The following is a 15,215-nucleotide window of genomic DNA, read 5'->3' on the forward strand; positions in this document are numbered from 1 at the left end:
GAGTATCATTTTCTTTAGTTAAGGAAACTATAAATCCTTAGATTAGCGGAAAACACCAAAAAATCAGCTCGACTCCGTATCAATGGAGTCGAGCTGATTTTGTTTTGCTTTTTTATTGAAGAGTTACGATTGGACTTAAAGTAACTTCAAATGCACGTCCCCAAATAAAATTGGGGTTACTATATGACAATGTTGCAGCGGCATAACTTGAGAAAAACCAGCTGGAACCGCTAATTTGCCGTATATTATACGATGCTCCTGAACGATCAATCAAAAATGCATCTTTTGCTGCAAGTGTAGCTGTATGTGTTTGCATTCGATCTCGAAGTAACACGAGCATGTGTGAATAGTCAGTTGTTGTATTAAAAAGCACCATATTTTGATCAGCGATTGATGAAACGTTTGTATACATGGAATGCTCCCGAGAGTAGGTTCGAATCTCACCGATGGCGATTTTTTTATAATAGTAATCTTTCAGAAATCTTTTGAAAAGCAGTGAACCGTGTGCATTTACAGCTGCATTCAAAGCAGATGGTACGGTTTCGGTTACCAGAAATGCATATCGTGCTTGGCCCATTCCGAGAGCAATGCCAATTTTATTTCCTGGTGTGTTCCAGGCACTGTAGCCCAGAATGCTCCCAGAATGCTGACAGTCGAGAAGTGCCTCGGTAACTGTGCTGTCTGCTGGGCCCGAGCCTACAAAATCAATAACTATGGTAAGCACTCGATTTGTACTATTAGCGACAATCCTGCTAACCGCATTAGAAACTTCGCTTGCTGCCGTGATAGCTAAGATTTCTAACGTTGGAGAATCGGTTACGTTCTGACCACCAATAATATCGACGTGGCTTTGAATGTTTTGGTGTACGTTCATATATTCGTATGGACTCGTAATAGTGGAGCCATGAGGCCCATAATATTGCACAGAATAGCTTGGTTTAGCCCCACCGCGATATAGTTGATTCGCCATTCTAGCCATCAAAGAATGACCAAGTCCATCCGCATCGGGAAGAATAACGGCCCGATCAGGATTTTGACCACCACTACCACCAAGTGACTGATTAATAAAATTTTCAATGAATCGTATTTCATTAATCTGTACGCCTTGAGTATTAGCATCATCGACTCCAACAGCCAAAAAATCAATGTAACCTTGTTTCGCAAGCTGATCCAAAATATAATAATTCGATTTAAATTTGTGTTGACGAGCATTATAGTATTGATCTTTATTGAATTGATCGGTATTGCCATACTCAGACGATGTTGGTGATAAATTGTATCCTGTTAGTATGTCATTAAAATCAGTCCTTACCAATCGCGGTTGCTGCATGAAGGAGCGTGATTCGGTATACGCATCAAAAGTTAAACCTCCTGCAAATGTCGTTGTAGCCAAGCGCATGACTGTATCCATCACGAAAATGGGTTTACTCGGGTAAGACTGTTTAACTGTCCGGATAACATCAAGCAAGTTAGTAGTTACTGGATCAAAGTCTGGATAAGTTCCCCCGCCACTTGTGCGGAGTCGCCTGCTGCCGATCAAACCGCCATATGCAAGCATATCAGTCGAGATAATAAAACCATCAGCTGATGCAGCATGATTGAGGATGAATTGACGAATATTCGCGGTATTTCCGTATGACGGTGATGATGTGCCTAGCAATGTTGTGCCTGACGTACTCTTTTGCGAATCTAACCGATTTCTAATATCACTACGGGGTGGAGTAATGACATGTATTCCTGCACTTTTACCTAGCGTTATGACATCATCCAGATTTACTGGTCGATCATCAAGTGGGACATACAATACTTTTTTCATATTATAGAATCTCCCCTTTACTTTGATAGGCTAATGCCTTCACTAATAAAGGCGATTTAAGACCACAAATTACAACCAACAATGAATAAAATATTGACATCCATCTAACAATTCCAGTATTTTCCGTTTACAATCTGCTCCTATAATTACAATCAAGCAAGGTTACTATACTTTGATGGACAATCGGACGTTTGGGGGGATGAGCAAGATACGCTCTCATCAATAGAAAGAATAGTAGAGTTTTTAGCAGCAGGTGAACGCAGACGTATACCAATAGAATGATATAAAGAAGGGTGACAAGAGCCAATGTCGATGAAAAAGACGTTCGTAGTTTCCATGGTTGCCGCAGTGCTGAGTACTTCTGTCGTTAGCGCAGGATCGGCTGCGCCAGCTGTAAAGCCTGCTGCCACTGCACAGGTGCAAAACTCCACATTTACCATCAATGGCAGCACCGTTGTGATTCGTTCCCTGGTGAAACAAGGGGAGACGCTTGTATCACTCCGCGATGTGGTTAGCGCCACCGGTGCGCAAGCAGAAGTACATAACGGTACTACAACCGTGAAGCTGAATGGACATACCCTCGTCCTGAAGTCCAATTCGAAAGAAATTACCGTGGATGGCGTGAAGTCCACGTTGAAGCAGCCCGTCACAAACGTGGTTGGCACAAGTTATATCGCCTTAAGGCCTTTGGTAACGGGGCTTGGCGGAACGCTTGCCAGCCGGGCAGGAGTTCTGGAGATCAGCACAGTACCGTTGCTGGAAGGCGCGGAGAATCCTCGTTTTGCCGGTGAAGGCAAGCTGATCCTCTCCAAGAGCGATGAGCAAGGCAGAGCGGATTATTTGGTTGATACGGCTAGCGGTAAGTTCGAGCTCCTGCTTACGACAAGCGGCGGGTCCGATCTGGTCGTATCGCCAAGCGGCGACCAAGCAGCCTATACGGACGCAGAAGGTGCAGTGTACGTACTGGACCTGAAGAACAGAGCATCCCGCCTGATTACAAGCGATGCCAGTATTAAACCGGAGCTTGTGTGGTCAGCCGACAGCAGCGCCATCTTTTTCCTGCAAGGGGATAAGGGTACGGTAATTGCCAAGCTGAGTCTTACCGACGGTTCCATCACGAAAATCGTGGAGGACAAGGTGGATTACAAGGAGAATCTGAGTGTTTCCAATGACGGGAAGAAGTTCGTTTACACCGTAACCACGCTGGGCACCGTAACCTCGGACACAACCAATATCGACGAAGACAACGTAAGCATTGATTACTCTTCCAACCAGACGCAAATCTATTCATATAACAGCGAAGAATCGAAACCTGCGGCTGTGCAGTTGACTGCATCTTCAGATGACAAAGTTTTTGTGCTCTCAAATGATGGGCAGAAGGCCTTCTATGTCAGCATTCCGTCAACAGATGATAAAGCAGTACTGCTGTCGGTGGATTCTTCCCAAAAAGCCGCCAAGGTGTTTGCCGATTACGATGTAGAGCAAGCGCTGCTATCTGGCGGGGTTCTGTATGTGCTGGCAGCTCAGGATGACAGCAGCAGTGTGATCTACTCCATTAGCACAATGACAGGCAAACAAACCAAGCTGTACACGGTACCAGCCGACGTAACTTCCATTACGGTTGCCGGTTCGCAAATCGCGATTGTGCACGATGGTGTGGTCAAAGTGAATGCAGGCGACAGCTGGAGAGCTGTTACGAAGTAATGTTTTCTCAAACGTAAACAATGATTTTCTAATAGGAGAGGGGTTTATATACGATGAAAAAATGGATGAAATCTTTGACGGCGATTATGGTGGCCGTATCCCTGGTAGGCGGCGCTTCGTCAGCTGCGGCAGCGAAGAGCAATTTGAAAGGAAATATTGTCATTAACGGTTCATCTGCACTGCTGCCGCTTACGCTGCAAGCTGCAAGTGAATTCAAGAAGGAGAATCCGAAGGTGAGAATTTCGGCTTCCGCGGCTGGCTCCATTACAGGTCCGCAGTCGGTACGCAAAGGCATTGCCGATATCGGTGCCGTGGATTGGGATGCATCCAAGGACGTGCCGGGATTCAACAAATTCGACGGTCTGGTAGCTAATCCGGTAGCGGTAACGGTATTTGCTGCTGTAGTCAATCCGAACGTGGGTGTGAACAGCTTGACGACTGAGCAGCTTCAGGATATCTTCTCCGGCAAAGTGACGAACTGGAAAGAGGTCGGCGGCTCGGATGCCAAAATCGTTGTCGTTAACCGCAAGTTCGGCTCCGGCACGCGCGTTAACTTCCAACAGAAAGCGCTGGGTGGCAAGGAGTTTATGAACAAAGGCGACAACTACAAGGAAGTCGGCTCCAGCGGCGATATGAAAACGACAATCGAAACGACGCCAAATGCAATCGGCTATATTGACCTTCCTTACGTAACCAGCAAGATGAAGGCACTGTCCATTAATGGTGTGGCACCAACTGAGAAAAACGTGTTGAACGGAAACTACAAGGTATGGGGCATCGGGTATTACATGACCAAAGGCCAACCTACCGGCGCAACCAAAGCATTCATCGAATATATCCAAAGCAGTAAATTCCAGAACGGTTCCCTGAAAAAACTGAAATTCATTCCGCTTTCCGCTGTTAAATAAACGAATTTCTATCGTATTCACATGTACTGCAATTCATAGGAAAGGGTTAGCCAGCTTCAGTGCAAGGACGCCAAGCTGGCTTCTCTATGTGAAAGGAAGAACCCTGTATGATCGATATGAACCCACCTTCAGACAGCAAGGCTCCGTCAGAATTAGGGCAAAGCTTTGCCAAGGTATCCGGTGCCAAGTTTGATCGGAAAATGCGCCTCCGCTGGTCTAATAAGCTGTTTCGTATAGTCTGCATTGGCAGCGCGCTGTTTGTTTGTCTGGTCTTGTTATGCATATTGGTCCTTATGCTCCGGACAGGTATTCTGACTTTTTCCAACGTATCGCTGGCGGAATTCTTTTTCTCTACTAATTGGGACCCGGAGAATGAGCATTATGGAGCGCTGACCTTTATTCTCGGCACGCTGGCGCTGACTAGCCTCACGATGCTGATCTCGATCCCGATCTCGGTTGTGGTGGCCGTATTCCTGGCGGAAATGACCCCGCCATGGCTGCGAAATCTGCTGCGTCCCGTGCTGGATTTGCTGGTAGGGATTCCTTCCGTAGTATACGGCTTTTTAGGATTGACCTTGCTGATCCCATGGCTTCGAACAATTAGCGGGCATGATCTGGCTGACGGCCTGCTCGCGGCATCCATCGTTCTGACGATCATGGTGCTTCCGACGATCAGCCGAATCAGCGATGATGCAATCTCAGCTGTGCCGAACAAATACCGCGATGCAGCCTATGCGCTCGGTGCGAATCGTTTCCAAACTGTAATCCGGGTCGTGCTGCCAGCGGCGAAAAACGGCATCATGTATGCCGTGATCCTGGGTATGGCACGGGCGATTGGCGAGACCATGGCCGTGGTTATGGTCATTGGCAATACGGCCCAGCTTCCGAACAGTCTGTTTACACCAACAGCGGTGCTGACCAGTAACATTGTTATGCAAATTTCGAGTGTTGAATTTGATTCCACTTGGAATTACGGCTTGTATATGATGGGCTTTATCCTGCTAGCCATCTCCTTATTGATGATTGTAGCGGTAAGGATGCTTCAGAAAAAAGGGGGACGCAATTCATGAGCATGAGCATGAAGAAGCAGGCAAACCCCGTTCCCGCATATGCATTTGGCAAACGCAGAGGGGCCTCCGTCCTTATGGATCGGCTGTTTACTGGGCTGGTATGGGGTGTAGGGATTGTTGTCATTTTATTTATTATCGGGCTTCTGTTTTTGCTTCTGGAAAAGGGGCTGCCACAGCTGAGCTGGGACTTCCTGTACGGACTGCCAAGCGAGATCGAAGAAGGGGGCGGGATCGGCCCGGCGCTGTTTAATTCGTTCTATGTGCTGTTCATTTCCCTCTTGATCTCCATTCCGATCGGACTGGCTGCGGGGATCTATTTAGCGGAATTTGCTCCAAACAACAAACTGATTGAGATCGTGCGTATTTGCGTGGAAGGATTGTCATCTGTTCCATCCATTATTTTTGGCTTGTTTGGCATTGCGCTGTTCGTGGAATTTTTTGAGATTGGTCTTACCATTCTGGGTGCGGCCGTCAGTCTTGCATTCCTGAATCTGCCCGTGCTGACAAGGGTAACGGAAGAATCAATTCGGGCGGTTCCGGTTGAACTACGAAATGCTTCATTTGCACTTGGCTCAACCCACCTGCAGACGATTCGCCGTGTACTGCTGCCGGTAGCTATGAACGGGATCATGACGGGTATCTGCCTGACAGCTGGCCGCGCATTCGGGGAGAGTGCCGTGATTATTCTGACAGCCGGAGTATCCACTTCCGGGGAGATGTGGGATTTCAATCTGTTTTCGCCGGGCGGAACGCTTGCCGTTCATTTGTGGTACGTTCAATCCGAAGCTATCGTCCCTGATGCGCAGGAAATCGCGCAGAAGACAACCGCTGTCCTGATCTTCTTTGCTCTGCTCATTAATATCGTATTCCGTGTACCGCTGTGGCTGAATACAAGGAAAAACCAGGCATGACGGTGATGAATCCAACAGATGCTTATGCAAACGGACACCATTTACAAAAACGCCGGGAGGGACTCACTTATGCAGCCTTTCATTGACATTAACAAACTGAATTTGTATTACGGCGAATACCATGCGCTAAAAGACGTATCGATCGAGATCCCGGAGCGTGCGATCACTGCTTTTATCGGCCCGTCCGGGTGTGGTAAATCGACGCTGCTGCGGACCCTAAACAGGATGAATGACCGGATACCCGGAACGCGGATCGAAGGTAAAGTGGCCATCGGCGGGACGGATATATACCATGATGAGGTTCATGTCGAATCCCTCCGCCAGAAAATCGGAATGGTATTTCAGCAGCCCAATCCCTTTCCGAAATCCATCTATGATAATGTAGCTTTTGGCCCAAAGCAGCATGGTGTTCGCGGCAAAAAGAAGCTGGATGAAATTGTTGAGCAGAGCCTTCGCTCTGCTGTACTGTGGGATGAAGTGAAGGACGATTTGAAGCGGCCAGCTCTCAGTTTGTCCGGAGGACAACAGCAGCGCCTTTGCATCGCCCGCGCGCTGGCAGTTGAGCCGGACATCCTGCTGATGGATGAGGCAACCTCGGCTCTTGATCCCATCTCTACCTTCAAGATTGAAGAATTGACCCATGAGCTCAAGAACCGATACACTATCGTCATGGTCACGCATAACATGCAGCAAGCGGCACGCGTGTCGCAGCAGACGGTGTTTTTTCTGAACGGTGAGGTTGTTGAATATGCACCTACCCAGCGGCTGTTCGCTAATCCAGCCGATTCGCGTACGCAGGATTATATCAGTGGCCGATTCGGATGATAGAGCCCCTATCAAAATATAATAGAAGTCTTTCAGCCATGTTCTGAAGGACTTTTTTTGTGCCTTTTGTCGCATAACCATTGGATTATTTATGTAATTTTGATATAGTTACCCTACCTCTATATCTTGCTTGCCTCGGCTCGGCTCCTCTGTTATTACAGCGATTCTCTGCATTCCGCCATGGTTTTTCGGAAACAAGAAATGATCATGCGCGCCTCATATTAGCCAGGTGATGACCCGAAACAGAAGAATAAAATGTTGAATCGGCAAGCTTAACACAAGAGGAAAATGCATCTAACTTCGAGATGAAACGTAGTATGTGTTATGTCCTTTGTTTTTTCTGGTATTTATGGATGATTGCCCTACCAATTGTCTAGGACGAATCCGTTTTCGCTCTTTGGGAGCAGGGGAGGTGTTAATTCTTGAATGGCTCGAAATTCGTGAAATTATTTCTGCTCATGGTGGTTATCGTGATTATGAATATCGTGCTGCTCTCGCCAGGACTGCTTGGATTTCAGATCGGCGGAGACAACGCCTTTCAGACCGCGTCGGTCATCACGGTATGGGTAATCAGCATACTAGCCCTCTTTTATGGCAGCTATATATTGTTATTCAAGTCTCCGGCTGTGAGATCGATTCAAACGATTCAGACTCGGGACGATTATATAGAAGCGCTTCATCATTACCGCAATGTGAAAGTGCTGAAGAAGGATATTGCTCTGGGACTAGATCAATTGGACCGAATTGAGATCAAGAGGGACGCACTGCTGAATGTTCTGGCCCAACGTTTCGAACAAACTGAGCTCAGTTACAAGAAATTCATAGCGGTCATCGATGAGGTTGAGAAGCTGTTCTATCTGAATATTAGAGGGATTCTGAACAAGCTTGGCGTCTTCGCCGCATCCGATTTTGCCCGTATTGCCGATCAGCCCAAGGATTCTCCTTCATCCTTAAGTAAAGTCGCACAGAAAAAGGCAGCTTTATATCAAGAGTATCTAACCTATGTGCGGGGTTATCTGGAGGCCAATGAGGAGATTATGCTCAAGCTCGATCAGCTGCTGCTGGAAATCTCGTTACTCGATAGTACCGACTACCGGGAAGTTGAGGAGATGCCCTGCATGAAGGAAATCGATAGTCTAATCAAGCAAACTAAATTATACAAGCAATAAGAGAGGGAGATGAGCATGCGAAGAAGCAAAGGTAGTGCCTTTGTTGTATTAGTGGCGATTGCAGTGGTTGTGTTTGTTCTTGTCTACGCGGGGATTACTTTGACCTCGAATCTGGGCAAAAGCCAGACCGAGGTTAATTCGGAAGATGCAGCGAAGAAATTAAACAAAATTTATAAAAATATTACGGTTACGTCGGCGGACCCCGTCAAAGGTCAAGTTGATCTGGACCCGGTTGCGGTTGCAGATTCCCTGCCGGATATATCCAAATTCCCGATCTCGGTTGAGAATACAACGGACTTATATGTTGAAATCTTCTCCTCGCCCGAGAAAGCAGGCACGGGCATTGACGGATGGCTGAACGAGGTGGCAGCTGAGTTTAATAAATCGAATCCGAGTGTGAATGGTAAACCGGTATCCGTGAAGATCCGTAATATTGCTTCCGGAACCGCAACCGATTACATAACCTCTGGAAAATATGTGCCGGATGCCTTTACGCCTTCCAACGAGCTATGGGGGGAGATGGTCAAGGTATATGGCGTCAAAGCCGAGCTTGTGTCCAAGCGTCTGACCGGAAACGTGACAGGAGTCGTAACGAAAAAGGCGAAATATGACGAACTGGTGCAGAAATATGGTTCCCTGAATGTCAAAACGCTGACGGATGCTATATCGAATAATGAGTTGGCAATGGGTTACACAGATCCTTTTGCAAGTTCGACGGGCTTGAACTTCCTGATTACGGCCCTCGAAACATTTGACAGCCATGATCTGCTTAGTGAAAAAGCGGTGCAGGGTTTTGAGAAATTCCAGGCCAATGTTCCCTTCACGGCTTCCACTACGATTCAGATGCGCGATGCGGCTAAGTCAGGCATGCTGGACGCCTTCGTTCTGGAATACCAGACTTACGTCAATGCAGCAGATATGAAGAGCGGCTACGTCTTTACGCCGTTTGGCGTAAGACATGACAGCCCGCTGTATGCGCTTGGAAAATTGCCGCAGGAGAAGCTGGACATTATCAAACAATTCGCAGCGTTTGTGGAGCAGGATAAATACCAGAAGTTAGCTGAGAAAAAAGGGTTTAACGGCCTAAATGATTATCAGTCCGAGGTTGGCATGGTGGACAGCAGTCTGCTGCCGTCCGCACAGAAGCTGTGGAAAGAGAAGAAGGACAGCAATAAGCCGGTTACAGCTGTGTTTGTAGCGGACGTGTCAGGAAGCATGGACGGTGAGCCGTTAAGCCGTCTCAAAGAATCGCTGCTGACGGGACAGAAATACTTAGGCAGGGAGAACAGCATCGGTTTTGTATCGTATTCCACGGATGTTACGATCCATCTTCCTATCGGGAAGTACGATTTGAATCAGCAGTCAATGTTTGTCGGAGCGATTAACAGTCTCAACGCCAGCGGGCATACCGCAACCTTTGACGGCATCGTGGTGGCACTGAAGATGCTTCAGGATGAGATGGATGTAAATCCGGATGTTAAGCCGCTCATATTCGTGCTGAGTGATGGTGAGACGAATGTGGGACATTCCCTTGATGAGGTCAGGGGATTGATCGAAGCCTATAAGATTCCGGTATATACCATTGGCTATAATGCCGATATCCAGGCGCTCCAAAGCATTTCCAGCATCAATGAAGCAGCCAGCATTAATGCGGATACCGATGATGTTGTCTACAAAATCGGCCAGCTGCTGAATGTGCAGATGTAGCATCATCTTGGGCATTTTTCTATATAGATACGGTTAATTTCAATAGAATCTGGTAGGAGGGGTTATATTGTCATTTACGATGGAAGTTATTAGTCCTGAAGAGATTAAGACTGCGATTGAGGAGCAGGTGAAGCCGGAGCCGGAGGAAGTCACACAGCTGAAGGAGCTGGCGGCGAACAATGTGCAGGCGATCATGGAGCTGGATATCGAATCGCTCGAGAAGCGAAGACAGGTGCTCCAATCCATTGACAATTTTGGCATTAACACGATGAGATCCTCCTCGGAGAAGAATGCGCTCCTGCAGGTGCAGGTGGGAAGATTATCAAAAACCGGAGACGAGGGCGGTCAAGTCGCCAAAGGGTTAACGGAGCTGCAGCTGCAGCTGAAGGACCTGGATCCAAGCGTTATGGATTTTGCGAAAAGTGGGCTGCTGGGCATGGTGTTTAACCCGCTGCGCCGATATTTTGCCAAGTTCCAGAAGGCGGATGCCGTCATTTCGGATATCATTGTTTCTTTGGATAAGGGAAAAACCGTATTAAGAAACGACAACACGACGCTGGAGATTGAGCAGCAAGCCCTCCGTGAGCTCACCAAAAAGTTGCAAAAAGAAATACAGCTAGGTATGCTGATGGACTCCGAAATCGAGTCCCAGGTTGAAGCCGCCAAAATCCGTCAGGAGTCGGAGGACAAAGTCCGGTTTATTACCGAAGAGGTGCTGTTTCCGCTGCGTCAGCGGGTGATGGATCTGCAGCAGATGCTGGTCGTGAACCAGCAGGGAATCATGGCGATTGAAGTGGTCATCCGGAACAACAAGGAGCTGATTCGCGGTGTGGATCGGGCGAGAAACGTAACCGTCACAGCGCTGAAAATCTCGGTTACGGTGGCCAGTGCTCTCTACAACCAGAAGATTGTCCTGAAGAAAATTGAGCTGCTGAATGAAACCACGAACAATCTGATCAGTGCTACCTCCAAAATGCTGAAGGATCAAGGAGCAGCTATTCACAAGCAGGCGCTGGAAACGAGCATTTCTGTCGACACTATGAAGCAAGCGTTCACGGATGTGCTGTCCGCTCTGGATTCCATCAGCACCTACAAGCAGGAGGCACTTCCGCGGATGCGTGAGACGATTAATCAGTTCAGTGAGCTGGCGGTAACGGGTGAGGAGCAGATTCAGCGCCTGGAGCGCGGGCAGAAGCTGGGACTGTAAGAGAAGAGATAAGAGTGTGCGGTTATCATACCGTACACTCTTTTTTATTTGGCTCAAGAATGAAAGCTTCGTTTGTAATAAGCAGTGTAGGAATGTGTCGAAAAAAATCGTTTTCTCAAACAGGAAATTAATGCTAACACGATCAAATATTGCATTGACAGCCCCAAACGAATCCATTAGTATGTTCATAACTTATTAAACCTACCAAATAACTAAGATTTTAAGAGAGTGGTCGTTTCACAGTTTGGGACAGGACATGATGTATGAAGTTCCTTATGCATTTGTCTACTACATGGGGGGATACCAATGAATGCTAGAAAGCTAGGTTTGTTCTTATCGTCGATCGTGCTAATGATGTTGATCGTGGCATGCGGCAATGACGCCGGAAAGGCGAAAGAAGGTGCAGCAGAAAATACAGGAAGTGAGAAACAGGCCGAGCAAAAGGAGTATAAAGACGAGCTGAACATTGCGCTTACGGCCCAGCCGCCTACATTGGATACCGCTTTGACGGTATCGGCCGTTGCGCTGGATACGGCAGGAAATATATTCGAGCAGTTATATACACTGAATGCAAACTATGAGCCTGTACCGGCTCTCGCTGAATCTGTAGAAATAAGCGAGGATGGTTTAACGTATACATTCAACCTTCGCCAAGGCGTGAAGTTCCATAACGGGAAAGAGATGACATCCGAGGATGTTGTAGCTTCGATGAACCGCTGGCTGGTAACTTCGTCCCGTGCGAAGGTGCTGCTGACGAATGCCAAATTCGAAGCCGTCGATCCGTATACCGTGAAGCTGACCACCGAGAAGCCGACATCGGATGTGTTGATTCTTATTGCATCACAAGCGCAGTTCGGTTCGATCATGCCTAAAGAGATTGTAGAATCTGCACCGGCTGACGGAGTCAAGGAGTACATCGGCACAGGGCCTTACAAATTCCAGGAATGGAAGCAGGATCAATACATACATTTGGTGCGAAATGACGACTATCACCAATTGATAGATACGGAGCCAAGCGGATTTGACGGGCGTAAAGAAGCTCCTGCCAAGGATCTATATTTCCATTTTGTCACGGACCATTCCACGCGTATTGCTGGCGTCAAGACCGGACAGTATGATGTCGCGGACAGCATTCCGATCGAAAGCTATGATGAGTTGGCAGCCGACAAGAACATTAATCTGCTGTCATTCCCAGGCGGCGCGCTGACGGCTTTCTTCAATACCAGCGAGGGCTTGCTGAAGGACGTGAAGATTCGCCAAGCCATTCTTGCTGCGTTTAACAATGAGGAGATTATGTTGGCCAGCTTTGCCAAACCCGAGTTATATTCTTTGGCGCCAGGTTACCTGAATACGAACCAAGTTCAATGGTCAACCGACGCCGGAGCGGAGTATTACAACCAGTCGAATCCCGAGAAGGCCAAGCAGCTCTTGCAAGAGGCTGGTTATAACGGTGAAGAAATCACGCTGCTGACAACCAAGGATTATAACGAGATGTACACCGCTACATTGGTTATTCAGGAGCAGCTTCGTCAGATCGGCATGAATGTAAAAGTGGAAAACTTCGATTTCCCAACATTCCTGGAAGCGAAGAACGACCGCTCCAAGTGGGATATCTTTGTAGCCAGCACAGGGTACCAGCTTACGCCGCCTCAGCTGCTCGCGGTAAATCCTGATTGGGCTGGACTCGATAATGAAACGGTCAAGCAAGCGCTGATCGATATTCGCGGCGCATCTACGCCGGAAGCCGCCAAGCAGGAATGGGAGAAGCTGCAGGGCTTCCTGTATGAATATGCTTCCTCCACCGTAATCGGCCATTACAATGGCGTTATTGCTACCACGAAGAAGCTCGAAGGCTTTGAGCTGTTCGAAGCGCCGGTCGTGTGGAATGCGAAAGTAGCGAAGTAAGCCTATGTGGAGGGTGTTGCAAGTTACCGATGTAACTTCGATAACACCCTCCTTTCTTGAAATTCGATTCATAGACCATGTACAAAAATGAGGGGTTTGTCGTGCTGGCTTATATTATCAAAAGAATATTGTCGCTGATTCCCGTATTGGCTGTTGTTACGATCGCTATTTTTCTGATCATCCACATAACGCCAGGGAATCCGGCGGCTGCGATACTCGGTATCGAAGCATCGCAGGAGGAAATAGAGCAGCTGAATCAGGACCTTGGCTTGGATCGACCGTTACTCGAACAATATACAAGCTGGGTAGCCCATGTATTCAAGGGGGATCTGGGAGATTCAATCTTCATGGATCAGCCGGTTAGCGAAGCCATTGCAGAGCATATCAGCCCCACGCTATCACTGGCTATTCTGGCGCAGGTGATCGCGATTATATTGGCGATTCCCTTCGGGATGATCGCAGCCTACAAGAGAGGGTCCGTGGCGGATTATTCGTTAATGGGGCTATCCTTGCTGGGCATGGCAGTGCCAAGCTTTCTGCTGGGGTTATTCCTGATGCTGTTTGTTGGCGTTAAGCTGCAGTGGCTGCCTGTGGCGGGATATGAGCCGCTAAGCAGCGGTCTCTGGGAACATATGAAGTATCTTATCCTTCCGGGCATATCGCTTGGGACGATCCAAGCGGCGCTTATCACGAGGATGACCCGTTCATCGATGCTCGAAGTACTGAATTTGAATTTTATCAAAACAGCCAGATCCAAAGGCTTGCACGAGATGAAAGTGCTGTTCAAGCATGCTTTTCGCAGCGCATTTTTGCCCATTCTGACCGTCATTGGCCAAACGTTCGGCACATTGGTGACGGGGGCGGTAGTCGTGGAGGCGATTTTCAATATTCCCGGCCTCGGTCAATTGATATTGAATTCCATCGCCAGAAGAGATTTCGCAGTGATCCAAGGGGTCGTGCTTGTCGTCACACTCATGTACGTCACCATCAACCTGGTCATTGACTTGCTATATGGTGCGGTTGATCCGCGTGTTCGTTTGGAACGCAAATAAGAAGAGGTGTAACAGGATGGCTACTGTTCAGGAAAAAGAATATGTCGCACAAATCAGCAAGAAGCTGAAAAAGGAACAGCGTGCGTTAGGCTACCGCCGCCTGAGATCCAACTATGGGCTGTTGATCGGAGCGACCATCTTTGCAATCTTAGTACTGCTGGCGCTAATCGGACCGCTTTTCACAAGCTATGGTCCGTATGACATGAAGGTGGTGGATCGGTTAACTGCGCCAGGGGCCCAGCATTGGCTGGGAACCGACGAATTTGGCCGGGATTTGTTAACCCGGCTTCTGTATGGTGCCAGGGTGTCGATCAGCGTCGGACTTGCCGTTGCCCTGCTGTCCTCAGCCTTGGGACTTATTATCGGCGTTTATGCCACATACTTCAAAACACTGGATCATATTCTCATGCGCATTTGTGACGGATTGATTGCGATTCCGGGCATCTTGCTCGCCATCGCCTTAATGGCCGCGCTCGGCGCATCCGCCCTGAACGTCATCATGGCGTTGACGATTGTATTCACGCCGAATATTGCCCGGGTTGTCCGCTCCGCGGCGCTGGTGGTGCGCGAGCAGACCTACATTGAGGCGATGCATGTGCAAGGAGCAAGCGCAACGCGCATTATATGGCAGCACATCGTGCCCAATACGCTGTCTCCTCTGTTGGTGCAGGCGACATTCGTATTTGCTGAAGCGATTATCTCAGAGGCTGCACTTAGCTTTTTGGGTGCAGGGATTCCCGCACCGGAAGCCAGCTGGGGGAATATTTTGCAAGCTAGCAAGCTTGTGATTTACAAAGCATGGTGGATGGTCGTATTCCCCGGCACTGCGCTTGTTCTGTCCGTCCTAAGCTTAAATCTGATGGGGGACGGGCTGCGCGACTTGCTGGATCCCCGCGTGAAGCATAAGTCGAGAAAGTCTTAAGAAAGGCTGGAGGGTGTTC

12 protein-coding genes are annotated in these 15,215 nt (G+C 48.2%); 11 read left to right on the forward strand and 1 reads right to left on the reverse strand.

All coding sequences use genetic code 11. The annotated features are described in order from the left end of the window. Nucleotides 1–112: 112 nt before the first annotated feature. Complete coding sequence (locus tag AM231_RS22090; protein WP_054404538.1) at nucleotides 113–1,816, reverse strand: DUF4127 family protein; 1,704 nt, start codon at nucleotides 1,814–1,816, stop codon at nucleotides 113–115. Nucleotides 1,817–2,128: 312 nt separating this feature from the next. On the opposite strand from AM231_RS22090, the gene AM231_RS22095 reads away from it, so the two are divergent. From AM231_RS22095 to AM231_RS22145, 11 genes are all read left to right on the forward strand, one after another. After that, complete coding sequence (locus AM231_RS22095; RefSeq protein WP_242615274.1) at nucleotides 2,129–3,520, forward strand: stalk domain-containing protein; 1,392 nt, start codon at nucleotides 2,129–2,131, stop codon at nucleotides 3,518–3,520. A 53-nt stretch (nucleotides 3,521–3,573) separates the two neighbouring features. Then, nucleotides 3,574–4,428, forward strand: a complete 855-nt coding sequence (locus tag AM231_RS22100; protein ID WP_054404540.1) for a phosphate ABC transporter substrate-binding protein — start codon at nucleotides 3,574–3,576, stop codon at nucleotides 4,426–4,428. A 107-nt stretch (nucleotides 4,429–4,535) separates the two neighbouring features. Next, nucleotides 4,536–5,498 (forward strand): phosphate ABC transporter permease subunit PstC, encoded by a 963-nt coding sequence (gene pstC / locus AM231_RS22105; RefSeq protein ID WP_082341777.1) that lies wholly within the window; start codon nucleotides 4,536–4,538, stop codon nucleotides 5,496–5,498. Between the two features lie 2 nt (nucleotides 5,499–5,500). After that, nucleotides 5,501–6,409 (forward strand): phosphate ABC transporter permease PstA, encoded by a 909-nt coding sequence (gene pstA, locus AM231_RS22110; RefSeq protein ID WP_054404900.1) that lies wholly within the window; start codon nucleotides 5,501–5,503, stop codon nucleotides 6,407–6,409. Between the two features lie 69 nt (nucleotides 6,410–6,478). Continuing rightward, the gene (pstB, locus tag AM231_RS22115; protein WP_054404541.1) at nucleotides 6,479–7,234 is read left to right on the forward strand and encodes a phosphate ABC transporter ATP-binding protein PstB; all 756 of its coding nucleotides are present in this window, start codon (nucleotides 6,479–6,481) and stop codon (nucleotides 7,232–7,234) included. A 422-nt stretch (nucleotides 7,235–7,656) separates the two neighbouring features. Then, nucleotides 7,657–8,403, forward strand: a complete 747-nt coding sequence (locus AM231_RS22120) for a hypothetical protein (RefSeq protein WP_054404542.1) — start codon at nucleotides 7,657–7,659, stop codon at nucleotides 8,401–8,403. Nucleotides 8,404–8,418: 15 nt separating this feature from the next. After that, complete coding sequence (locus tag AM231_RS22125) at nucleotides 8,419–10,110, forward strand: vWA domain-containing protein (RefSeq protein WP_054404543.1); 1,692 nt, start codon at nucleotides 8,419–8,421, stop codon at nucleotides 10,108–10,110. Nucleotides 10,111–10,177: 67 nt separating this feature from the next. Beyond that, the gene (locus AM231_RS22130; protein WP_054404544.1) at nucleotides 10,178–11,317 is read left to right on the forward strand and encodes a toxic anion resistance protein; all 1,140 of its coding nucleotides are present in this window, start codon (nucleotides 10,178–10,180) and stop codon (nucleotides 11,315–11,317) included. A gap of 306 nt (nucleotides 11,318–11,623) precedes the next feature. After that, on the forward strand, nucleotides 11,624–13,222 hold the full coding sequence (locus AM231_RS22135; RefSeq protein ID WP_054404545.1) for an ABC transporter substrate-binding protein: 1,599 nt from the start codon (nucleotides 11,624–11,626) through the stop codon (nucleotides 13,220–13,222). A gap of 101 nt (nucleotides 13,223–13,323) precedes the next feature. Next, nucleotides 13,324–14,274 carry an ABC transporter permease gene (locus AM231_RS22140; protein ID WP_054404546.1) on the forward strand — a complete coding sequence of 317 codons (951 nt, stop codon included), beginning with the start codon at nucleotides 13,324–13,326 and terminating at the stop codon, nucleotides 14,272–14,274. 16 nt (nucleotides 14,275–14,290) lie between these two features. Further along, nucleotides 14,291–15,196, forward strand: coding sequence for an ABC transporter permease (locus AM231_RS22145; protein WP_054404547.1), 906 nt, complete (start codon nucleotides 14,291–14,293; stop codon nucleotides 15,194–15,196). Nucleotides 15,197–15,215 lie beyond the last annotated feature (19 nt).

Source organism: Paenibacillus solani, from assembly GCF_001277345.1.
In the GTDB taxonomy this organism is placed as follows: domain Bacteria; phylum Bacillota; class Bacilli; order Paenibacillales; family Paenibacillaceae; genus Paenibacillus_AQ; species Paenibacillus_AQ solani.